General features: G+C 67.9%; 16 protein-coding genes. 10 read left to right on the top strand and 6 right to left on the bottom strand.

All coding sequences use genetic code 11. The features are described 5' to 3' along the window. Nucleotides 1-193: 193 nt before the first annotated feature. The gene (locus tag ACZ7L9_RS12750; RefSeq protein ID WP_471415211.1) at nucleotides 194-406 is read right to left on the bottom strand and encodes a hypothetical protein; all 213 of its coding nucleotides are present in this window, start codon (nucleotides 404-406) and stop codon (nucleotides 194-196) included. On the opposite strand from ACZ7L9_RS12750, the gene ACZ7L9_RS12745 reads away from it, so the two are divergent. Beyond that, nucleotides 308-514 carry a hypothetical protein gene (locus ACZ7L9_RS12745; RefSeq protein WP_471415190.1) on the top strand — a complete coding sequence of 69 codons (207 nt, stop codon included), beginning with the start codon at nucleotides 308-310 and terminating at the stop codon, nucleotides 512-514. The genes ACZ7L9_RS12750 and ACZ7L9_RS12745 overlap by 99 nt on opposite strands. On the opposite strand, the gene ACZ7L9_RS12740 is transcribed toward ACZ7L9_RS12745, so the two are convergent. The 3 genes from ACZ7L9_RS12740 to ACZ7L9_RS12730 all read right to left on the bottom strand — a co-directional run bounded on the left by ACZ7L9_RS12740 (nucleotide 477) and on the right by ACZ7L9_RS12730 (nucleotide 4,185). Continuing rightward, complete coding sequence (locus tag ACZ7L9_RS12740) at nucleotides 477-944, bottom strand: hypothetical protein (RefSeq protein WP_471414845.1); 468 nt, start codon at nucleotides 942-944, stop codon at nucleotides 477-479. The two genes, ACZ7L9_RS12745 and ACZ7L9_RS12740, sit on opposite strands and share 38 nt — an antisense overlap. 617 nt (nucleotides 945-1,561) lie before the next feature. After that, on the bottom strand, nucleotides 1,562-3,067 hold the full coding sequence (locus ACZ7L9_RS12735; protein WP_471414844.1) for a long-chain-fatty-acid--CoA ligase: 1,506 nt from the start codon (nucleotides 3,065-3,067) through the stop codon (nucleotides 1,562-1,564). 32 nt (nucleotides 3,068-3,099) lie between these two features. Further along, nucleotides 3,100-4,185 (bottom strand): TauD/TfdA family dioxygenase, encoded by a 1,086-nt coding sequence (locus ACZ7L9_RS12730; protein ID WP_471414843.1) that lies wholly within the window; start codon nucleotides 4,183-4,185, stop codon nucleotides 3,100-3,102. A 365-nt stretch (nucleotides 4,186-4,550) separates the two neighbouring features. Between ACZ7L9_RS12730 and ACZ7L9_RS12725 the strand changes: the two genes are divergently transcribed. The 7 genes from ACZ7L9_RS12725 to ACZ7L9_RS12695 all read left to right on the top strand — a co-directional run bounded on the left by ACZ7L9_RS12725 (nucleotide 4,551) and on the right by ACZ7L9_RS12695 (nucleotide 13,516). Further along, entirely contained in the window at nucleotides 4,551-5,573 is a 1,023-nt protein-coding gene (locus tag ACZ7L9_RS12725; RefSeq protein ID WP_471414840.1) for an AraC family transcriptional regulator, read from the top strand. Nucleotides 5,574-5,942: 369 nt separating this feature from the next. Beyond that, nucleotides 5,943-7,001 carry a beta-keto acid cleavage family enzyme gene (locus tag ACZ7L9_RS12720; protein ID WP_471414839.1) on the top strand — a complete coding sequence of 353 codons (1,059 nt, stop codon included), beginning with the start codon at nucleotides 5,943-5,945 and terminating at the stop codon, nucleotides 6,999-7,001. A 104-nt stretch (nucleotides 7,002-7,105) separates the two neighbouring features. Continuing rightward, complete coding sequence (locus tag ACZ7L9_RS12715) at nucleotides 7,106-8,077, top strand: quinone oxidoreductase family protein (RefSeq protein WP_471414838.1); 972 nt, start codon at nucleotides 7,106-7,108, stop codon at nucleotides 8,075-8,077. A gap of 86 nt (nucleotides 8,078-8,163) precedes the next feature. After that, nucleotides 8,164-9,081: a TauD/TfdA dioxygenase family protein gene (locus ACZ7L9_RS12710; RefSeq protein ID WP_471414837.1), complete on the top strand. Its 918-nt coding sequence runs from the start codon at nucleotides 8,164-8,166 to the stop codon at nucleotides 9,079-9,081. A 78-nt stretch (nucleotides 9,082-9,159) separates the two neighbouring features. Further along, complete coding sequence (locus tag ACZ7L9_RS12705) at nucleotides 9,160-10,443, top strand: MFS transporter (protein ID WP_471414835.1); 1,284 nt, start codon at nucleotides 9,160-9,162, stop codon at nucleotides 10,441-10,443. Further along, nucleotides 10,440-11,000, top strand: coding sequence for an RBBP9/YdeN family alpha/beta hydrolase (locus ACZ7L9_RS12700; protein WP_471414833.1), 561 nt, complete (start codon nucleotides 10,440-10,442; stop codon nucleotides 10,998-11,000). Before ACZ7L9_RS12705 ends, ACZ7L9_RS12700 begins: the two co-directional genes overlap by 4 nt. Before the next feature lie 524 nt (nucleotides 11,001-11,524). After that, entirely contained in the window at nucleotides 11,525-13,516 is a 1,992-nt protein-coding gene (locus ACZ7L9_RS12695) for an acetoacetate--CoA ligase (RefSeq protein ID WP_471414831.1), read from the top strand. An 88-nt stretch (nucleotides 13,517-13,604) separates the two neighbouring features. Here ACZ7L9_RS12695 and ACZ7L9_RS12690 read toward each other — a convergent pair whose 3' ends face one another. Further along, nucleotides 13,605-14,726 (bottom strand): PP2C family protein-serine/threonine phosphatase, encoded by a 1,122-nt coding sequence (locus ACZ7L9_RS12690; protein WP_471414830.1) that lies wholly within the window; start codon nucleotides 14,724-14,726, stop codon nucleotides 13,605-13,607. A 363-nt stretch (nucleotides 14,727-15,089) separates the two neighbouring features. Here ACZ7L9_RS12690 and ACZ7L9_RS12685 point away from each other — a divergent pair, with 363 nt between their 5' ends. Beyond that, nucleotides 15,090-16,118: a TrmB family transcriptional regulator gene (locus ACZ7L9_RS12685; protein ID WP_471414829.1), complete on the top strand. Its 1,029-nt coding sequence runs from the start codon at nucleotides 15,090-15,092 to the stop codon at nucleotides 16,116-16,118. A gap of 317 nt (nucleotides 16,119-16,435) precedes the next feature. Next, complete coding sequence (locus ACZ7L9_RS12680) at nucleotides 16,436-19,825, top strand: S8 family serine peptidase (protein ID WP_471414827.1); 3,390 nt, start codon at nucleotides 16,436-16,438, stop codon at nucleotides 19,823-19,825. A gap of 234 nt (nucleotides 19,826-20,059) precedes the next feature. On the opposite strand, the gene ACZ7L9_RS12675 is transcribed toward ACZ7L9_RS12680, so the two are convergent. Further along, nucleotides 20,060-21,502, bottom strand: coding sequence for a sulfatase-like hydrolase/transferase (locus ACZ7L9_RS12675; protein ID WP_471414825.1), 1,443 nt, complete (start codon nucleotides 21,500-21,502; stop codon nucleotides 20,060-20,062). Between the last annotated feature and the right edge of the window lie 356 nt (nucleotides 21,503-21,858).

Below are 21,858 nucleotides of genomic sequence, written 5' to 3'. Positions count from 1 at the left end.
GTGCGTCGAAGAAGGATGCGGCTACCGGATCCCCCGGACCGAACGGGTGTTGAGCGGCAACGCAGGGGCCTGTCGCAGGGGCCGGCTTCGAAAGCCGTCCTCGACGGCCTCGTCGTGACGGGCGAGTGGCCTGGGCCCGCTGGGCCCAGGCCACTGCGTGCCGGCACGTGGCCGTCCCCGCAGTTCGACAACGTCAGTGGCCCGACTTGCGCGAAGATCCACCGCTGAACCGCTCATGGTGCCGGCGGCCGTCCTCGGCGCCGGCACACTCCAGGGCGACCTGCGCTTCGTCGACGTCCTCCGCGACATGGGCGCGGACGACGAAACCACGCAGGACGCGACGACCGTCCGCGGCACCGGTACCCTGCGCGACCTCACCGTCGATATGCGCGACATCTCCGACCACCTGCCGACCCTCGCCCCCGTACGTCGACGGCCCGGTCCGCATCTCGGCGTTCGCCCGGATCGATGTGCAGCTACTGGGGGTTGGACGCCCGGCTCTCCCAGCGCGTGAACGCGTCACCGTCCACCACGAACGCGGCCGCCCGGTCGGCCGAGACCCGCCCGGAGGCGGCCACCGGGCGGTTCAGCGCCAGGTCGGCCAGCCCGATGTTCAGCACCCGGGACAGGAAGCTGTCCGCCGTACCGCCGGTGAGCTGCTGCGGGATCGCCGCCAACGCGGCCCGCTGCTCGCGCAGCACGTCCGTGAGACGCGCGACCTCCGCCGTGTCGCCCGCCGCGTCCGCCCGCAGCAGCTCCACCGCGGTCCGGCCGGCCTCCCCGTACGCGCCGAGCTTCTCCAGCCACGGTCCGGTCTGCGCTTCGAACGCCGGGTCGCCCATGTCGCGCTCGATCCGGCCGGGAGCTTCCACCAACTCGCCGAAATACTCGTCCAGTTCGGCCAGCGCGTCCACGTTTCCGGGCTTCTCCCACACAGCCGCCACCAGAGCCTTCAGGCGCCCCGCGTCTGCCGTCGACGTCAGCGGCCCGCTCCGCGAGTTCTCCGCCCGGCTTCAGGCCCTCGGCGCCGGGCGACGCAGGATGCGTGCCGACGTAGACCGGGTACGCACCCGGGCGGGCCGCCGATGCCTGGGTGACCTCGCGCACTCCGGCCGCCCGCAGCGCCCCGGCCACGGTCGCCACGGCCTGCGGATCGCTCTCCCCGTCGCACACCACCACGGCGCGCCGCGGCACCGGGAACTCCTTCCCGTACGAAATTTGGTGCGGGACGGGTGAGACGGCCGGTGTGCGGTCACCGCCCCTGCCTGCCGCTTGCGCCGCACCGGATAGAGTGCTGCTCTGAGGTGCGGATGAGCCGAACGTAAAGTCGGGCGGTTCACTGCCCCTGGGCAATGTCGGCTGCGGGTCGTCCACCGCCCGAGCCGGAACGGTGACCAGCGCCACCGCCAGCGCCGTGACGATTCCGTAGGTGCCCTGGTTGTTCATCTCCACGGACCTTGTCCTCGAGGACGACGATGTGGCGGCCGTTCTGCAGCCCAGGCATCGACCCGTGCCTGCCCACGTCGGCCCGGCTTCGGGGCCGACGCGGAACCAGATCGGTTCAGCCCTCGAACGCCTGGTGCTGGAGGACGATTTCACGCTTGAGGATCTTGCCCGTGGCTCCCTTGGGGAGCCCGTCGGTGAACGTGACGATCCGTGGGTATTTATAGGCAGCCACCCGTTGTTTGACGTAGTCGCGTAGCTGATCGGCAGTGGTCCGTGCACCATCCCGGAGTGTTACTACGGCGGCTACCTCCTCCCCGTGTACCTGGTGTGGCACGCCGACCACTGCCGCCTCGGCGACGGCAGGGTGTTCGTAGAGCACCTCCTCGATCTCGCGCGGGTAGACGTTGTATCCGCCACGGATGATGAGGTCTTTCTTCCGGTCGACGATGAAGTAGTAGCCGTCTTCGTCGACTCGGGCGAGATCACCGCTGTGGAACCACCCGTCCCGGACGGCTTCCTCGGTCGCACCGGGACGGTTCCAGTAGCCCTTCATGATGTTCTCGCCGCGGATCGCGATCTCACCGACTTCGCCCGGGCCGACCGCGGTGCCATCGTCCGCGACGAGCCTGAGTTCGACCCCGCGGATGGGCAGCCCGATCGAACCGGCCTTGCGCGGCCGGTCCGGAGGGTTGAATGAGGCGACCGGGGAAGTCTCCGAGAGTCCGTAGCCCTCCAGCACGGTGACACCGAATTCCCGCTCGAAGCCGTGGAGTACTTCGACCGGCAAGGAAGCGCCGCCGGAAACGGCCAGGTGCAGCCGTGAGAGGTCATGGCCGTCGGGGATTCCGGCCTGTAGCAGGGCTGTGTACATCGTGGGGACGCCCAGAAAGACGGTGGCCCCATCCCGGTGAATGATCTCCAGCGCCTTCGTCGCCTCGAATCGTGGCAGCAGACTCAGGGTGGCGCCCGCAGCGACAGCCGTGTTGAGGGCGCAGGTCTGCCCGAACGCGTGGAACAGTGGCAGGCCGCCGAACAGTACGTCGTTCGGCCCGACGTGGAGCAGCGTCTCGACCGTGGTGACCGCGTTGGTCATCAGGTTTCGGTGGGTCAGTTCGGCGCCCTTCGGGGTCCCTGTTGTGCCCGAGGTGTAGAGGATCACGGCGGTGTCGTCCTCTGCCCGGTCGACGATCTCGGGCATCGGTCCGGTGGCCTGCACCAGGATGTCGAATGCCGCTGGGTCCGTGACCAGGCATTCGGCCCCGACCTCTGCGGCGGCGGTTTTGACCTCGTCCGCGAACAGCGGGGACGTCACCACGATGCGGGATCCGGAATCCCGGAGGGTGAATTCTATTTCACGGGCTTTCAACAGTGGGTTCATCGGTACCACTACGGCACCTGCGCGGAGGATGCCGTAGTAAGCGATCGGGAAGTACGTGACGTTGGGCATGACCAACGCCACGCGATCGCCCGGCCGGATGCCCTTGGCCTGCAACAGGGTGGCGACCCGGGCGCTTGCATCGTTCAGTTGGGCATAGGTCAGGACGATCTCGTCCTGACGAATGGCGATGCGGCCGCCATCGGCCGAGGCGGATTCCGCCAGGAGTGAGGCGAGGTTGTTCATTCGGCTTCCCCTTCGATCGGAGCTGGTGGCGGTCACCAATGGCTGCGGGAGCCGCAGAGGCCCGCCGCGTTCTGCGTCGCGATCACGTCGCGGGGGGTGATCCCGCCGCGGCCGGGGCGGTCGCCGTCGCTGTGCGGATCCCCCCAGAAGTCCGGTGGCAGGTCGCGTCCCTGCCGCAGGGCCAGCCACAGCCGCAGCACGTGGCGCTTCAGCTCGGGCTCGGCGAAGTCCTCGTACTCCGTGCGGGAATGAAGAACCGCGTGGTTGTTGAGCAGCAGCAGGTCGCCGACCTCGAAGTCGACGTCGAGTCGGAATTCCCGGGACTCGGCCAGTTCGTCGATGAGGTCGAACAGCTCCACGTCCGCCGGCTGCAAGCGGGGAACGTCGGAGAAGCGCTGTGCGGACTCGAGGTAGCAGCGGTTGTATCGCATGCTGAGCTTCCCTCCGTACCAGGACGCGAACGGAACCGCGGAGTACGGAGGTTCACCCGGGGGTTGCTCCTCCCGACGGTCGAGGAAGTGTGTCCGGTACAGACGCTCGACCAGCTTCGGCCGCCGTGCCAGCACGGCGTTGTAGACCGCTGCCGAGCTGACGACGGCTGTGCGTGCGCCGGTGCGAGCCGCTCGCAGACACAGCAGCCCGAGGACATCGGAGCCGTCGGTGTGAAACGGCAGCCTCGCTCTTGTCTGATAGCCGCGCGTCGCGGGGTCGGCCATGGTGCCGCCGGTGTCCCGGGCATGACCGAGCATGTGGCCGGCAGCGTTCTGCGACACCGGGACGCCCAGATGCTGGCCCAGTCCCCAGAAAATGGTGCTCGCCGCCGCCTGGCCGTACTGCTCGACCGGAATGCCTTTCACGAGCACGAAGCCCCGCCCGTTCTCCAGTGCGTCCGCGAGTCGTGCCAGCTCGCCGGCCAGGGTCGGCAGCGGAAAGTCGTCGGCGGTCACCTTCAGGAGCGGAACACCACGCTCACGCACGGCCCGTAGGGCAACCTCGAGTTCGTCGGTCTGCGCCGGCGAGAGTCGCAGGACCCACTCGGTGGAGTTCGCCAGGTCCGGGCCCTTCCATACGGCCGGCCCCGCGCAGGGCCGGCGCAGCACGTTGATAACGCTCGTCATGGTGGCCTCACTCGGGTCGTGCATCCGTCCGGCCGAAATCGCTCGAGGCTTTTCCCTGGCTGGGGGACCGGAGAACGCGTGCACGACCCTTCTCCTTTCCACGTGGAAGAATCCTATGGATTTGAACCAGCCATTCCGTCGGGGGCATTGATCCGCATGGGATTCCGTGCCACTTTTCCATGGGGCTGGTCAACGGTTGGAGTATTTGCCATGGTGTTCTCCGCCGGATTTCCGATCAACCGGGACGCCGAATCCAGGAGGTGAGCTCCATCGCAGTGGTGTAACGCTAGGTCACGACCTGGCGCATCGCTTTACTTGACGTGACATCTTACTTACCATTTGGGGACAGAGCCTTGGAGTGCGCCTTGAAGCGACTGGTCCGCAATGCAGCGCTGAACAGCTACGTCGAGCTCAGCCAGTCACTCGGCATCGACCCGCGAGCGCTGATGAAGAGCGTGGGACTGGACCCCGTGGGCCTCGCGGCCCAGGACAGATGGATCTCTGGTGTGGCCGTGACTCGGCTGCTTGAACTCTCCGCGGTGGCCTCGCACCGCGAGGACTTCGGACTGCTCCTCGCCGAGCGTCGCCGCTTCGCCAATCTCGGCCCCATCAGCTTGGTCATCCGTGAGGAGCCCGATGTTCGCAGCGCACTCGAGCTACTTATACGACATGACTACATGTACAACGAAATGCTCCGCAGTCGAGTCTCCGACGCAAACGGCCTGACCACCCTCAAGGTGGCCCTGGAGTTGGGTGAGGCAATGGAAGCCCGGCAGGCCACAGAGTTGGCCGTGGGCGCCTTCCATGGAGTTCTCCGCACTTTCCTCGGCGCTCGGTGGCAGCCGGTCTCCGTGTGTTTCACGCACAGCGCTCCCAAAGATCTCGGTACCCACCGGAACATCTTCGGTCCGGTAGTGGAATTTGACCGGGAATTCACCGGGATCGTTTTCTATACAAGCGACCTCAACACCCCCAATACGATGTCGGATCCGCTGCTCCGGAACTACGCACGGCAGTATTTCGATTCCATCGCAGTCTCAAGGGACACGACCGTGCTGGACCGTGTGCGCGAGTTGATCGAAGTCCTGCTGCCGAGCGGGCGCTGTTCGATCGAGCAGGTCGCATCCAGCCTCGGCGTCGACCGGAGAACCGTCCACCGGTACCTGGCGGGTTCGGGCGAGACGTTCTCCTCCCTCCTCAACGCGACGCGTACCGAGCTCGCGGAGCAGCTCGTGGCGAATCCGCGCCGTTCGTTGACGGAGGTCTCCGGGCTGCTGGGATTCTCCGGACCGAGCGGCTTCTCACGCTGGTTCCGTGAGCAGTTCGGCAGTAGCCCGAGGGAGTGGCGCACCGGGAGGGCCAGGCAGCAGCACTCCGGCGAGGAGTGATCACCGGCGATCAAGAGCCGGAGGTCGGAGCGACCCGCCACCTCGGGCCTTGCTGGGCCGGGGCGACACCGACAGGGGCCAAGTGTCCCCAAGTGATAAGTCAGTTGTCACCCAGGGGAAAGCGTGCCGCGTAACCGGCCCTTAACGTTGCATTACCGCAGGGGACACCGACGGCCCCACAAGGACCAGCAGGAACCCTGCTGCAGCCGCGTTCTCCCTCCGGACTCGCTGATCGTATCTGAGCCGCCCAGCGGGCCCGGGAACCCGGTCTGCGAGCTCACTCCGCCTCTCGCCAAGCCCTTCGGACCTCGCATTGCGGGCAGTGATGCGCGCAGCGAGTGACGACCCGTCCGACAAAGGAGATGGACCGTGCACTTCCTCGACGACTCCCTGTACCCGGAGAACCAGGAGAAGTTGGTGATCCAGGCGGCCCCCTACGGGCCGGAGTGGCTGCCCGGTGACGCCGACGACCTTCCGCTCACCATGGATGAGCACGTGCAGGCGGCGGTCGACTGTTACAACGCCGGCGCCACGGTGCTGCACATTCACGTGCGCGAGCTGGACGGTCACGGCTCCAAGCGCATGTCCATGTTCAACGAGCTGATGGCCCGACTGCGCGAAGCCGTGCCGGACATGGTCCTCCAGATCGGTGGGTCGATCTCCTTCGCCCCCGAGGACGAGGGCTCCGATGCCAAGTGGCTGAGCTACGACACCCGCCACATGCTGGCGGAGATCACCCCAAGTCCGGACCAGGTGACGATCGCGATCGGCACCAACCAGATGAACATCGTCGAGCTCTTCGACGACGAGGACATCGAGGGCACCTCCATCGCGAAGCCGGCCATGTACAAGGCCTACCGCGACATGGTGGTCGAGGCAGGACCGGACTTCTACCTGGAACACCTCGAACGGCTCCGCGCCAACGGCATCCAGCCGCACTTCCAACTCGCCAACATGGCACAGCTGGAGACCGTGGAGCGGCTGATCCGCAAGGGCATCTACAACGGGCCGCTGGTGCTCAACTACGTAGCCATCGGCGGCGGGTTCGCCGGCCGCCATCCGGGCGACCTGATCGAGTTCATCCGCCGCGTCCCGGACGGCGCCGTGCTCACCATCGAGGCCTCCATGCGCGCGGTGGCGCCGATGAACGCGATCGGCATCGCCCTGGGCACGCACGTGCGGGTGGGCAACGAGGACAACCTGTGGCGGCGCAAGGGCGAGCGGATGTCCTCCGTGAAGCAGGTCGAGCAGATGGTCGAGATCGCCAACGCGCTCGGTCGTGAGATCGCCACCGGGCAGGAAGCGAAGAAGATCTACAAGATCGGCGAATGGTACTCGGACACCGACGAGACCCTGGCCCAGCTCGGCATGGTGCCCAACCGTCGCCCCGGCCGGCGCGGCTTCATGCTGCGCGACGTCAAGAGCTGACCCACCCCCACCAGCGGCGGTCCCGGGCCGATCCTGCATCCGTCCCGGCTGATCCGGGTCGGCCCGCGACCGCCGTACCCACACACGAGCAAACGGAGCAACTTGTGCCACACGCCATTCGCTTCCATGAGACCGGCGGCCCCGACGTCATGCGGTGGGAGGAGGTCACCGTCGGCGACCCGGGCCCGGGCGAAGTACGGATCAGGCACGTCGCCGTCGGACTCAACTTCGCCGACACCTACTTCCGCTCCGGTCTGTACCCGGCTCCGCTGCCTGCGGGGCTCGGTGTGGAGGCCTCAGGTGTGATCGAGGCCGTGGGCGAAGGCGTCACCCATGTCGCAGAGGGCGATCGGGTGACCTACACCGGCAGCCCGCTGGGGGCCTACAGCACGGAGCGGGTCATGCCCGCGGACTCGCTGATCAAGTTGCCGGAGGAGATCAGCTGCGAGACCGCCGCGGCGATGACCATGCGCGGCCTCACCTCGGCCTATCTGCTGCGCCGGATCCACCCGCTGAAGTCCGGCGACACCGTGCTGCTCCACGCGGCGGCGGGCGGCGTGGGCCTGATCTTCTCCCAGTGGGCCAAGCTGCTCGGCATCACCGTGATCGGCACGGTCTCCAGCGAGGAGAAGGCCGAGATCGCCCGCGCACACGGCTGTGAACACATCATCTACTACCGGCGCGAAGACGTGGCAGAGCGGGTGCGCGAGCTGACCGACGGCAAGGGTGTCCCAGTCGTCTTCGACAGCATCGGCAAGGACACCGTCGCCGGCTCCATGGCCTCGCTGCAGCGCCGCGGCCTGCTGGTGTGCTTCGGCACGTCCTCCGGAGTGCCGCCCCTCGACGCCATGCAACTCGCCATCCACGGCTCGCTGTTCGTGACCCGGCCCGCACTGGCCGACTACATCGCCGAACCCGCCGAGCGGGACGCCCTGGCGGGCGAGCTGTTCGGTCACGTCGCGTCCGGACGCATCAAGGTCCAGATCAATCAGCGCTACTCCCTCCAGGACGCGGTACAGGCACACCGCGATCTGGAAGCGGGACGGACCACGGGATCTTCCGTCTTCGTCCTCTGAACACTCCGTGCCACGCACCTTCGAACACGCCGTGCCCGGCACCTTCGAACACGCCGTGCCTCGCACATCACCCCAGGAGTGAGAACATGCCCCAGACAGTCCACCCGAGGGAAGCCACACCCGCCCTGGTGCGCCCGGGCGTCCTCCGTACATCGATCAAGGTCGAGCCGCTGACCTGCACCATCGGCGCCGAGCTCTTCGGAGTGAACCTCGGCGACGTCTCGCGCGACGACGACCTGTTCGCCCAGTTCAAGGAACTGCTGCTGAAGTACAAGGTCCTGTTCCTGCGGGACCAGGACATCACGCGCGCCGAGCACGTCGCCATCGCCTCGCGCTTCGGCCCGCTGGAGGACCATCCTGTGGTCGGCAGCGATCCGGACCACCCGGGGCTGGTCCGCATCTACAAGGACCTGGACAGCAAGCCCGAGCACTACGAGAACGCGCTGCACTGCGACGGGACCTGGCGCGAGTGCCCGCCCATGGGCGCCGTGCTGCGCTGCGTGGAAACGCCTGAGGTCGGCGGAGACACGGTCTGGGTCAACATGGCCGAGGCCTACCGCAGGCTGCCGGAACACATCAAGACGCAGATCGCGGGTCTGCGCGCGCGGCACAGCATCGAGGCGACCTTCGGCGCCGTCATGCCCATGGAACAGCGCCACCAGCTGAAGGCCCGGTACCCGGACCCCGAGCACCCGGTGGTGCGCGCCCACCCGGAGACCGGCGAGCAGATCCTCTTCGTCAACGCGTTCACCACGCACTTCGTCAACTTCCATACACCCGAGAACGTGCGCTTCGGCCAGGACCACGCGCCCGGGGCGAACAACCTCCTGAACTACCTGATCAGCCAGGCGGCCGTACCCGAGTACCAGGTGCGCTGGCGCTGGCAGAAGAACAGCTTCGCCATCTGGGACAACCGCTCCACACAGCACTACGCCGTCCAGGACTACTGGCCCGCCGTCCGCAAGATGGAGCGCGCCGGAATCGTCGGCGACAGGCCCTTCTGAGCCCTGACCAGAGACGAGAAGGTGACGCCAATGGGAGTTCACACCGCCGGCACGGTCGTGCCGGGCACGTCTCGCGCCATGCCGACTGTATCTCGCGGGTACGCCCGGCTGGTGTTCGCGCTGAGCTTTGGGCTCCTGCTGATCGACTACATGTCGAGGCAGGTCCTCAACGCGGTCTTTCCTCTGCTGAAGGCGGAGTGGCTGCTTGCCGATTCCCAGTTGGGTTCTCTCAGCGGCATCGTGGCCTTGATGGTGGGTGTGCTCACCTTCCCCCTGTCGCTCCTGGCGGACCGCTGGGGCCGGGTCAAGAGTCTGGTCATCGCCGCGACGGTGTGGAGCCTGGCAACGCTGGGCTGCGCCGTTGCCGCGAGCTACGGCCAGATGTTCCTGGGGCGGTTCATGGTCGGCGTCGGCGAGGCGGCCTACGGGAGTGTCGGCATCGCGGTGGTCCTCAGCGTCTTCCCCGTCAGCCTGCGGGCCACACTCTCCGGCGCGTTCATCGCGGGAGGCGCCTTCGGATCCGTGCTGGGCGTGTCGATCGGCGGCGTCGTCGCCCAGCAACTCGGCTGGCGATGGGCGTTCGGCGTCATGGGCATCGCCGGACTGGTCATGGCCGCGATCTACGGCATTGTGGTCAAGGAAAAGAAACTGGGTTCAGGTGCCGTCGGCAGCAGCGGTACACCCGGCGAACGGGCCCCGATCCGGACCTTGCTGCCGCGGCTGTTCTCCTCGGTCTCCGTGCTCTGCGCCTACATCGGCAGCGGGCTGCAGATGTTCATTGCGATGGCCCTGCTCGCCTGGATGCCCAGTTTCCTCAACCGTTATTACGCCATGCCCACCGCGAAGGCCGGCGTGGTTGCCGGGGCCTTCGCATTGATCACAGGGACGGGCATGATCCTCTGCGGGTTCGTCACCGACCGCCTCAGCCGGAGGATCGGCGCCCGGAAGTGGACCGTCGCGATCATCTGCAGTCTCGGTTCGCTCGTGCTGCTGATGGCCGGATTCCACCTGCCGGTCGGCCCGCCGCAGCTGTTGCTGATCGGCGCCGGAACCCTGCTGTCCAACGCCACGGCCGGCCCGGCGGCCGCCATGGTGGCGAATTTGACCCCTGCCGCCGTCGCGGCGACGGCCATGGCCACGCTCACCCTGGCCAACAGCCTGCTCGGACTCGCCCCGGGGCCCGCGGTGACGGGCATGCTCGCGGACCGCATGGGCCTGCTCGGCGCACTGCGGGTGGTCCCATTGATCGCGGTCCTGAGCGGCGCGGCCTTCGTCATCGGCAAGCTCCACTACGAGAAAGATCTACGCCGCTTGAGCCTGCTTCCCGACGTGACTCTAAGGAATCCGGAGCTGTCGTCATGAGTCCCACCACATCGCCGACGGTCGTCATCGTCCCCGGACTGCGTGATCACGTGCCGGAACACTGGCAGACCATCCTCACCAACAAGATCGCCAACACCCGTACCGTTCCGCCGTTGACGAACGGCAGGTTGAGCTGCAGCGCTCAAGTCGCCGCACTGAACGAAGTGCTGTCGGACATCTCCGGGCCAGTCGTCATGGTCGCCCACAGCGCGGGAGTGATGACCACCGTGCACTGGGCGCAACGACACCGGCGTCCGATCAAGGGCGCGCTGCTGGCGGCACCGCCGGACTTCGGTACGCCGCTGCCCGCGGGTTACCCCACCCTGGAGGCCCTGCGCGAAAACGGCTGGTTGCCTGCGCCGCGGACAGCCCTGCCCTTCCCCAGCATCGTCGCGGCGAGCACGAACGACCCCCTGGCCGATTTCAATTACGTCGCCGATCTCGCCCGGGCCTGGGGGAGCCGGCTCGTGGATCTCGGCGCGGTCGGACACCTCAACCCTGCATCCGGCTACGGCGAATGGTCTCGGGCGGAAGAGTTCATCCGCGAGCTCAGCTGAATTCTGTCGGACATGTCCGTCCGACGCCCGGCTGTCGCTCTCCTCGCACCTCCTCCTGCCCGCTCTTGGGCAGGAGGAGCCGTGCGCCCACCGAGCGCGAATCCTCGGACGAGTGTGAGCGGCCCGTCCTTAGAGGAGCTCACAAAATGGGCGTCCGGCTCGCGACGCCTGGCACGCACGCTCGCTGCGTTGCCGAAATGCCCTAGTAGCTCCGCTACGAGGACCTTCCGGCGCCTTGCGATCGCACGCACCAGACGCCGCGAGCTGATCGGACTCTCATTTTGTGAGCTCCTCTTAGACCGGCCGGCAATTGGGGGGCGGCGTCACGGGGCTGGGGCACGCACCTCGCGGCGTTGTCGTCAATCACCATGGCTCCGCCATGTCTCAATCCTCCGCCTTGCGATGCACGCACCCCAGCCCCGCTCCTTCACCCACCCCCCAATTGCCGGTCGGTCTTGGACGCTTTCATCCCGTCGGCCTCTGTACTGGTTTCCACCCGCACGACCCCGCCTCTGGAGGCGCTGATGAGCACCGACACCGACCTGCTGTGGTCCCCGAGCCGCTCGGCGGCCGAAAGTTCCAACATCGCCGGCTTCATGCGCTGGCTGAGCGGGGCGCGTGGACTGTCCTTCTCCGACTACACGGAGCTGTGGCGGTGGAGCACTACCGACGTGCCCGCATTCTGGTCCGCGGTATGGGAGTTCTACGGCCTCGACGCTGTCAGCGGCTACGACGAGGTGCTGGCCGACCCGTCGATGCCCGGGGCATCCTGGTTCCCTGGGGCACGACTGAATTTCGCCGAGCGATGCTTCGCCCGTGCCACCACCGCGCGGCCCGCCCTGATCAGCGTGTCCGAGGGCGGCAAACCGGTGGAGACGTCGTGGGAGCAGCTGGGACGCGAGGTCGCGGCTGTCGCAGCGTCCCTTCGAGACATGGGCGTGAGGCCTGGTGACCGCGTTGCCGGCTACCTGCCGAATACGTCGGCTGCCGTGGTCGCGTTGCTGGCCGCCGCTGCTGTCGGCGCGGTGTGGACGGTGTGCTCGCCGGACTTCGGTACGCCCAGTGTGCTTGCGCGGTTGCAGCAGGCGCAGCCGACGGTTCTGGTGGCCGCCGACGGCTACTACTACGGGGGCAAGGAGTTCGACCGGCGTCCGGCGGTCGCTGAGATCGTCGACGGGTTGCCCACGGTCCGGCATCTCCTCGCTGTCGACCACCTCTATGCGTCCTCGACCACATCATCGTGGTCGCAGCGGCCTGATGTGGCGCAGCACACGTGGTCGGCGCTACTCGGGAATCGGGCCCAACTCAGCTTCGCCGACGTCCCGTTCGACCACCCGCTCTGGATCCTGTGGTCATCGGGCACCACGGGCATACCGAAAGGCATCGTACAAGGCCACGGTGGCATCGTTGTCGAGCTGCTCAAGGCCCTCGGTCTCGGCGCCGACCTGCGGAGCGACGACCGTTACTTCTTCCACACCTCCACCAGTTGGATGGTGTGGAATCTCATGGTCGGAGGCCTGCTGCACGGGGCCACCATCGTCCTGTACGACGGCAGCCCCACCTATCCCGACATCAATGGCGTCTGGAAGGTTGCCCAGCAGACTCGCGCGACGATGGTCGGCGTAGGGGCGGCCTACCTGGTCGCAGCAGAGAAGGCGGATGCCCACCCAGCAGTCGAGTGCGATCTGAGTACCGTGCGATCCATCCTGCAGACCGGCTCGTCGCTTCCCGCGAGCACGTGGCGCTGGGTCTACGACCGTCTTGTTGCCGACGTATGGCTTCAGTCGATCTGCGGAGGAACCGACATCTGCTCGGTACTCGCCGGCGGCTCTGCGTTGCTGCCCGTGCGCGCAGGCCGGATCCAATGTCCAGCCCTGGGTGTTGCCCTCGCCTCCTGGGATACCTCGGGGCAGCCGCTCGTCGGGGAGCAGGGAGAGCTGGTGGTGACGGCGCCGCTGCCCTCGATGCCCTTGCACCTCGTCAACGACCCTGGGAACGAGCGCTACCTTGGGAGTTACTTCGACGTCTATCCCGGAGTGTGGCGGCATGGTGACTGGGTCACGGTCGACGTCGACCTGTCAGTCGTGGTGGCGGGGCGCTCGGACTCGACACTCAACCGCATGGGCGTGCGGATGGGATCCGCGGACATCTACGCCGTCGTAGAGCAGCTCCCACAGATTTCCGACAGTCTCGTCATCGGCGCCGAACTGCCGGACGGCCGGTACTTCATGCCGCTGTTCGTCGTCCCCGCCGAAGGCACAACCTTCGAGGACGCACTCCGGAACAGCATCGCCACGTCGATCAAGCAGAAGCTTTCGCCTCGTCACGTGCCGGATGTCATCGTTCCGATAGAGGCCGTGCCGCGAACCCTGACCGGTAAAAAGCTCGAAGTTCCTGTCAAACGCATCATCCAGGGAGCTCGTGTCGCCGATGTGAGTGCGGAGGGTGCCATCACCCATCCTGAAATGCTGGCCTGGTTCGCAGATTTCGCTGCCGAGCTCTCAGCTGGGGACTGACCGGTCGCCAGGTCTGCCCCGGATCGAGTCCCTGCGCCCGCCGCGTGTGTTGCGCTCGGCTCGGAAACCGGGGCCGCCGGTGGTGTACTCAGCGGTACGGTGACCGTCGGACGGACAGGATCGCGACGTCGTCGTGCTGGCCGCCCTCTCCGGCGAACGCGCGCGCGTCGTCGTAGAGGGCGTGCGGCAGGTCGGTGGGGGAGAGGGACACGCGCTCGGTGAGGCGTTCGGTGACGGGGTAGAACGTGCCGTCGGCGTCGCGGGTCTCGGTGAGCCCATCGGTGGTCAACAGCAGCGTCGCGCCGGGTGGGAAGGTGAACCAGTCGACGGTCGCGGGTTCGGCGGCGAGTTCGGCGAGACCGAGAGGGACGCCGGAGCCCAGGGCCGGCGTGATGACGGTGGTGTTGTGCAGCAGCTGCGGGAGAATGTGCCCGCAGTTGATGATTTGTACCTCGTTGCGAGCGTCGATATTGACGATGAGCGCTGTGACGAACCGTTCGTCGTCGCCGGTCTGCGCGGCGTAGGAGTTGTGCCGTACGACAGAGGTGTCCAGGGCGTCGACGAGCGCGGTCAGGGTGGGCTCTCGGTGGGCCGCCTCACGGAAGGCGCCGATGACGGCGAACGCGGCGCCGACCGCGGGCAGGCCCTTGCCCTGGACATCACCGATCAGAACCCGGGTTCCCCACGGAGAGGCGACGACGTCGTAGATGTCGCCGCCGACGAGCCGGTCCTCCTGCACGGGCTCGTACACGCCGTCGACCAGGACGTCGTCGGTGAGCAGAGGCAGAGGGCGCAGGATGTGGCGTTGCATTGCTGCAGCGGTGGAGCGCAGCCGCAGCGTCTCGTGCTCGCGTTGGATACGCCGGTGGCAGGCGTAGACGGAGGCCGCGCCCAGGGCGAGGGTGAGCAGCATCATGAGGATCCTGTCGAGCCACGACCGTCCGTCGCCGTGCCGGACCAGCACGGTGACGATGACCACAAGCGTGGTCCATGCAGCCACGAACTTCGTCTGGCGTACGGTGCACAGCGCGGACGCCGTCCCGGGCAGGAACACCAGGAGCCCGAGAAGCCACACCGGGGACTCGGAAAGGGCACCGAGGAGCATCACCAGAAGGGTTACTGACGCCACGCCGATCACTACGTCGGTGTTGCGCGGTGGTTCGATGGCCTCGAAGGGACGCGCGATTTTCTTCGGATGCTTATGCGGCACGGGACCTCCCGGACAGGTGGTGTACTCCCCGTACGTTAGGCAGGCCCGGCCGGGGGTGTGCTGCGCCCCGCCGGACGATGTCTCCTGCGCGGCGACCAGCACTACGTGCAGGGTACGCGGCCCGTGCACTCCTTCGGCCCGGTCGTATTCGGTGGCGCCGGGTGCGACGGGCCCGGGAGCCGGGGCAGAGGCCCATGCCAGGCGGGGAAACCCGGTCCGGGCGGTCCAGGTGGGGTGTACAACAGGCAGCAGTCGATGGCGACATTCTGGCAGTGGGATAAGGTTATCGGCCGAGAAGAATCTGCTCGGTCAACCCTAGCTGCGCCAAGGTCGGACACGGCGGCCGCCCGAGGAGGGAATTGGATGCTGCAGGCATTGGGATTGGGGCAGGCCGAAGAGGCCATCTACACGGCACTGTTGTCCCGCCCGACAGCCTCTGCGCAGGACCTCGCCCGGCAGACCGGACTCGAGCAGGCCGATACCACCCGCATCCTGCTCGACCTGGCGACACGCGGCCTGGTGGCGATCGCCACCGAGGCCGGGAGCGGGGAAGGCGACTCGGCCGACTGCGGGGCCGGTCAGCAGCCCGCCCGCTACCGGCTCACACCACCCTCAGTGGGCCTGGCCCCGCTCCTCGTCGAGCAGCGCAACGCACTGCACCGGGCCGAGACCGCGTTCTCGATGCTGACCGAGCAGTACCGCAGTACCGCCGCACATCCTGCGGGCAGCGTCGTGGAGGTGGTCGTCGGCGTGGAGCAGGTCGCACACCGGTTCCACCAACTGCAGCGCGGCGCTCAGCGGGAGTTGCTTGTCTTCCTCGTCGGCGAACCCATCGCGGTGCCGCGCGAGGATGCCGACATGTCGGAGAGTTCCGCGCTGGACCGCGGAGTCGACTTCCGGGTCGTGGCTGCCAAGGACTATCTCGACGGTCCGGAAGTAGCGGTGGATTTGAGGGCGGCCATCAGGGCGGGAATGGAGCTTCGCCTTGTCGACTCGTTGCCGCTGAAGATGGTCGTCTCGGACCGGGAGCGTGCCATGGTGCCACTGGACATGGCGGACTCCGGCGGTGAGCCGAGCGCCATCGTGGTGCACCGCAGCGGCCTGCTGACGGCCCTGGTCCATCTCTTCGAGAAGGAATGGGCCCAGGCCCGGCCGCTGTACGTCACCACAACGGGCGTGCGCGCGGAGGCGACAGCCGATCAGCGGCCGACCGAGGGGGAACTGGAGGTCCTCGCGCTGCTGCTGGCAGGGATCTCCGACCGGCGGGTGGCCTCTCAACTCGGTCTCTCCATACGCACCGTGGAGCGACGGACACGCCGTCTGATGGACCTTGCCGGAGCGGATTCGCGCCTGCAACTCGGGTGGCATGCCGCACGTGCGGGCTGGCTTTGACCTCTTCCTCCTCCTTCTCCTCGGCCTGAAGGCCCAGTGGTCTCCGTCTGTTGGCGGGTCATCCTGCGAGGGTGGCCGTCAATTCCTGGCGGGTTTCCTGCTTCACCGTCGGCGTGCCCGTGGGAATACGAGCGTCGGCCCGGTGGGGCATGCCCCACCTGCCAGACCCGAGGCCCCACCGAGCTGACGGACCCATCGATGTGACCGCGTGACGGAATACCGACATGTGGGAAACCCGTCACGCACAGCATCCCTACACGATCCGTGTGTCTGCCAGGCTGCGGAACGGCATGTTCACGGCGTCCAGTAGGAGACTCATGCGCCCCATAACACGTACAGCCTTGGGCGCGGCAATCGCCGCCGTCCTGGCCGTCACTGCGATCGGACCATCAGGGGCGGCGGATACCCCGCCTGACGGTGCCTCGGGGAAGCGGCCCATCATCGGCAGCGGGACCGCAGCACCGGGCGGCAAGCAGGTGACGGTCACGCTCGTCACCGGCGACAAGGTGCTGGTGACCACGGACAGGTCGGGCCACAGCTCGGCGGCCGTGCTGCCCGGCCGGGACGGCACTCAGTCGATGGTCCAGACCTATCAGATGGGCAAGGACCTCTACGTCTACCCGGAGGGCGCCTCCAAGGCGATCGCCGAGGGCAAGGTCGACGAGCAGCTGTTCAACGTCACCGGGCTCATCCGCCAGGGATACGACGACACGCATACCGACACGCTGCCACTTATCGCCACTTACCAGAACAGTGTGAACGTTGCCGACAGCGCGCCGGCGGCCCCTCGCGGATCCGAGCGGGGCCTGAGCCTCCCGGCTGTGGACGGGGTCGCGCTCAGGGCCGGCAAGGACACTGCCGCCACCTTCTGGCAGGACGTCACCAACCCCCGTTCACGTTCTGGCTCCACGCTGAAGAAGCTGTGGCTGGACGGCAAGGTCGAGGCCACGCTGGACCGGTCCACCGCGCAGGTGCACGCGCCGGAGGCCTGGGCGGCAGGCTACGACGGCAAGGGCACCAAGGTCGCCGTGCTGGACACGGGCGTGGACGCCGAGCACCCGGACCTGGTGAGCCGGGTCGCCGGTGCCAAGAACTTCACGGACTCCAAGACCACCGACGACCGGCAGGGCCACGGCACCCACACCGCTTCCACGGTCGGCGGGTCCGGAGCGGCCAGTGACGGCCGCAAGAAGGGTGTCGCCCCCGGTACGTCCCTGCTCATCGGCAAGGTCCTCAGCGACCAGGGCTACGGCCTGGACTCCTGGATCATCGCGGGTATGCAGTGGGCCGTCGACCAGCAGGCCGACGTCGTCTCCATGAGCCTCGGCAGCTCCGCGATCGGCGACTGCAACGACCCGCTGTCCCAGGCCACGCAGCAGCTGTCGCAGAACAAGCACACCCTGTTCGTCGTTGCCGCCGGCAATATGGGCCCGGGCACCGAGACCGTCTCCTCGCCCGGTTGCGTGCCCGGCGTGCTGACCGTCGGTGCCGTCGACCGCGATGACACCACGGCGCAGTTCTCCAGCCGCGGTCCGGTGGCCGTCACCCATACCCTCAAGCCCGAGATCGCCGCCCCCGGCGTCGGTATCTCCGCGGCGAACGCGGGCGGCCGCGGCGTCTACGCCTACCGGACGATGTCCGGCACCTCGATGGCGACCCCGCATGTCGCGGGCGCCGCGGCCATCGTCCGCCAGGCCCACCCGGACTGGACCGCGCAGCAGATCAAGGAAGCCCTGGTCTCCTCCGCCCGCACCGGCGGCAAGGTCGCCGGCGCCGACGAGACCGGGGCCGGTGTCCTCGACGTGTTCGGCGCGGTGAACCAGAAGGTGCTCTCCGCCCCCGCCGTCCAGGCCGGCAGCTACAACTGGCCGCAGGACGCCTCGGACCGCACCACCGTGCGGGTGCCCTTCACCAACACCAGCGACCGCGACCTGACCCTGAGTCTGAAGATCAGTGGCGTGCACGGCAACGACGGCAGCGACGTCAACTCCGGCATCATCAAGCTGGAGCAGGGCAAGGTGACCGTCCCCGCGGGGGCCACCGCTCAGGTGCCGCTGCGGATCGACCCCACCGCCCGCCTCAAGGCCGACCAGTACGGTGCTGTCACCGGCCGGATCGTGGCCACCGGCGGCGATGTGCACGTCTCCGTGCCCGTCACGCTCCACGTCCAGCCGGAGACGGTCACCCTCAGGGTCGAGGTCATCGACCGCAACGGCAAGCCCGCGGCCGGCACCTCCTCCCTGGACCTGGTCAGCCTCGACACCGACAAGGGCGAGCGCCGCAACAACAACGGCGCGGCCGACCAGACGTACCGCGTGCGCCCGGGTGACTATGCCCTCAGCAGCTTCGTGGCGACGAACGACGCGAACAACGCGCCCGAGTCGGTCGGCTACCTCGCGAAGCCGCAGCTGCGGATCACCCAGGACACCACCGTCGTCCTCGACGCCCGCAAGGCCCACCGGCTGAGCCTGCGCACCGACCGCCCCTCGACGGTGAACAACACCACGTTCAGCTACGCCCGCACGTGGGACGACACCTGGCAGATATCCGGATCGCTCATGGCCGGCAGCACCGTCCAGAAGTTCTACGCAGACGTCGACGGACGTGCCAAGAACGGCACCTTCGAGTTCCGGCCCACCTGGCGCGCGACCGGCTCCGAGGGCGGCTCGCCCTACGTCTACAACCTGTCGTTCCCGACCGAGGGTCCCCTGCAGTCCGACCAGGTCTACCAGCCCAAGGACTCCAAGCTGGCCCAGGTCAGCGAAACGTGGAACGCCCTGGGCAAGGAGGCCGACTACATCGACGCGATGTTCATCCGTCCCTCCTGGAGCAGCAACACCTACGTTCCCGTGAGCCCGTTCGGCCAGGTCCACGTGCCCGCCACCCGCACCGCCTACTACACGACCGGCGACGACGCCTGGTACCACGGCGCGATGACCAGCTTCCCGTTCGCCGCGTTCATGAACGACCAGGAGCGCACCTACCGGGCCGGAGAGCGGCGTGCCGAGGAGTGGTACGGCGGCCCCCTGCGGCCGGGCGCGGCACGTGACGCCGACGGCAAGTTGATGCTGGCCGCCGAGCGGCAGGGCGACCTGATCGGCTTCCAGAACGCGCTCTGGGTCGACGGCTCCGGCGACCACTGGTCCTACGGCGGGTCGTTCGGCGACCTCGGCAACCTGGCGCTCAAGCGCAACGGTGAGCAGATCGCCACCTGGGCCTGGCCGTACGGGGTGTTCAAGGTGCCGGACGAGGACTCCGCGTACGAGCTCACGCAGAACCTGGAGAAGATTCCGTCCTCGGACCGGCCCTGGTTGCGCTCCACCGCGGTCACCACCACCTGGAGCTTCCGCTCCCACCGGGAGCCGGACGTCTACTCCCGCGGCCTGCCGATTCTCTCCCCGGCGTACGACCTGCCGGTGGACGGTATGAACACCCTGCCCGCGCAGAGTGGCATCAAGGTCGGCCTCTCGGTCGAGGGCCACGAGGGGTACACCCCGGGCGCCGTCAAGGAGGCATCGCTGTCCTACTCCTACGACGGCGGCACCACCTGGACGCAGGCGCCGACCGAGCAGCAGGACGGCAAGTGGACGGCTGTCCTCGACCACACCGGCGCCGCCGGCAAGCAGGTCACGACGAAGGCCACCTTCACCGACACCAACGGCAACGCGGTCACCCAGACCATCACCCGCGCCTACGACGTTCGGTAACCACATGGTCCGGCCGGGCGGCCGCCCGGCCGGCCACCTGCTTGTTCCCACCAGTGATCATCAGAGCACGGTCGGTGAGAACGCCGGAGCCCCGGCAAGCGGATTGCTTGCCGGGGCTCCGGCGCACGCAAGGCGTACGACACCGGACGGGGTCGGGGCTCCAGGCCGGGCTACGGGCACCCGTACCCTTGCGCGCCGTCACCGGGCAGGCGCACGCGTTGCACAGGGCTCCGATCAGTCATGTCGGCAGGGCGGCGGCTCGAAGGCGGTCGGGAGCGCGCCGGGGGTGACCGGGGTCCGCTGGCCGGAGCCGGTGACCGGGAGGCGGGCGCCGTCGAGAGCAGGGTCCACGTACTCGGCGAACCAGGCGTCGAGCCGGGTGGCGAGTTCGGTGCGGACGTCCGCATGGAGCGGCGCGTCGACGAGGTTGTGCTCCTCGCCCGGATCATCGGCCAGGTGGTACAGCTCGTGCGGGCCGTGCGGGTAGCGGTGGACGTATTTCCAGTCGCGGGTGCGGATCATGCGTACCGGCCCGTACTCGTCGTAGACGACGATCCGCTCCCGTTCGGCGCCGGCGCCGTCGCCGTCGTCCGTACCGGTCAGGATGTCCGCGAAGGACCGGCCCGGCAGGCGGGGGTCGTGGTGGTGGTGGAGCCCGAGGTGGTCGACGAGCGTCGGCAGCACGTCGTACTGCGAGAGCAGCGCGTCGCAGTGGCGCCCGGAGGGGATGCGGCCGGGCTGGGAGATCAGGCAGGGCACGAGGACCGAACTGTCGTACATGTTCTGCGGGAACGTGCCGTTGCCCTTGCCCCAGATGCCGTGGTGTCCGGCGTTGAAGCCGTTGTCGCTGGTGAAGATCACGAGGGTGGACCCGGTGAGGCCGAGGGTGTCGAGCCGGTCCAGAACCCCGCCGATGGCGGCGTCCATGGCGGTCGTGGCGGCGAAGTAGCCGATCAGGGCCTGCCGGGTGTCGCTCTCGCCGCCGACAGGTGAGCCGTCCTCGGCCAGCGGCTGCCACGGGTGCGCCGGCCCCTGCGGGCAGGTGTCGAAAGCGCAGTCCTCGTACAACGCGGTGTACTGGTCGGGGTGTTGTCCGTGCCACGGCTTGTGCGGCGCGGTGAAGTGCAGGGAGAGATGGAAGGGCTCGGGGCGCTCGGACTCGGCGGTGAGGAACTTCTCGGCGTCGGCGGCGAGCGCGTCGGTGAGATAGTCCGGCTCCTCCGTCCGTGTTCCGTCGCGGTACATCGGCGCCCCGTAGTACGGGCCGCCGCCGCTCTCATGGGCGTACCAGTGGACGAAGCCCTTGCGGGGCCGGTCGTTGGCGCCCAGATGCCACTTGCCGCTGAGACCGAGCCGGTATCCGGCGTCCGCGAGCAGGTCGGTGAAGAGTGTGCTTCGGGAGAGGAAGTCGATGCCCGTCCGCCCGGCGTGATGGTAGGAGAGCCAGTCGTGGACCCCGTGCTGGGAGGGCAGTTCCCCGGTGAACAGGGAGGCGCGGGCCGGCGAGCAGACCGGTGAGGTGCAGAAGAAGCGGCTGAAGCGGATTCCCCGGGCCGCCAGGGCGTCCAGGTGCGGGGTGTGGATCTCGTCGTTGCCCGCGCACCCCATCGCCCACTGCCCCTGGTCGTCGGACAGGATGAGCAGGACGTTGGGGCGGTCCGGGTCGCGGCTGGCCAAGGGATCCTCCTCGAACGGTGGCCGTGAGGGCCTGGACGGGCAGATCGCCCGTGCGGATGGCGTCCGCCGCAGCCGTGGGTACGGGGGCTTCGTCATGGAGCACGGGGCCGGGGCTGGCCTGCTGCCGGTCCGTCTGAGTTGTCTGTGCTGCGTGGGAGCGAGTGCCCCGCGCATGTCCTGAGCCTGGGGGCGGCTGCGCATCGAGTCAACTGCTCACCGGGTAATGAATTCCCTATGAATGCTTCGATCGCCTGGCGATCAACCCGAGGTGTGGATGGCTCCTTGCGCTTGGCTGACCGTTTGAGTGTGTGCGGACTGTGTGCGCCCATCCGGGGTTCATTCATTGGCAATTCATA

It is taken from the genome of Streptomyces sp. NPDC111516, from assembly GCF_055635345.1.
Note: the sequence above shows the minus strand (reverse complement) of the source record. Positions and strands in the feature narration are given on the sequence as shown.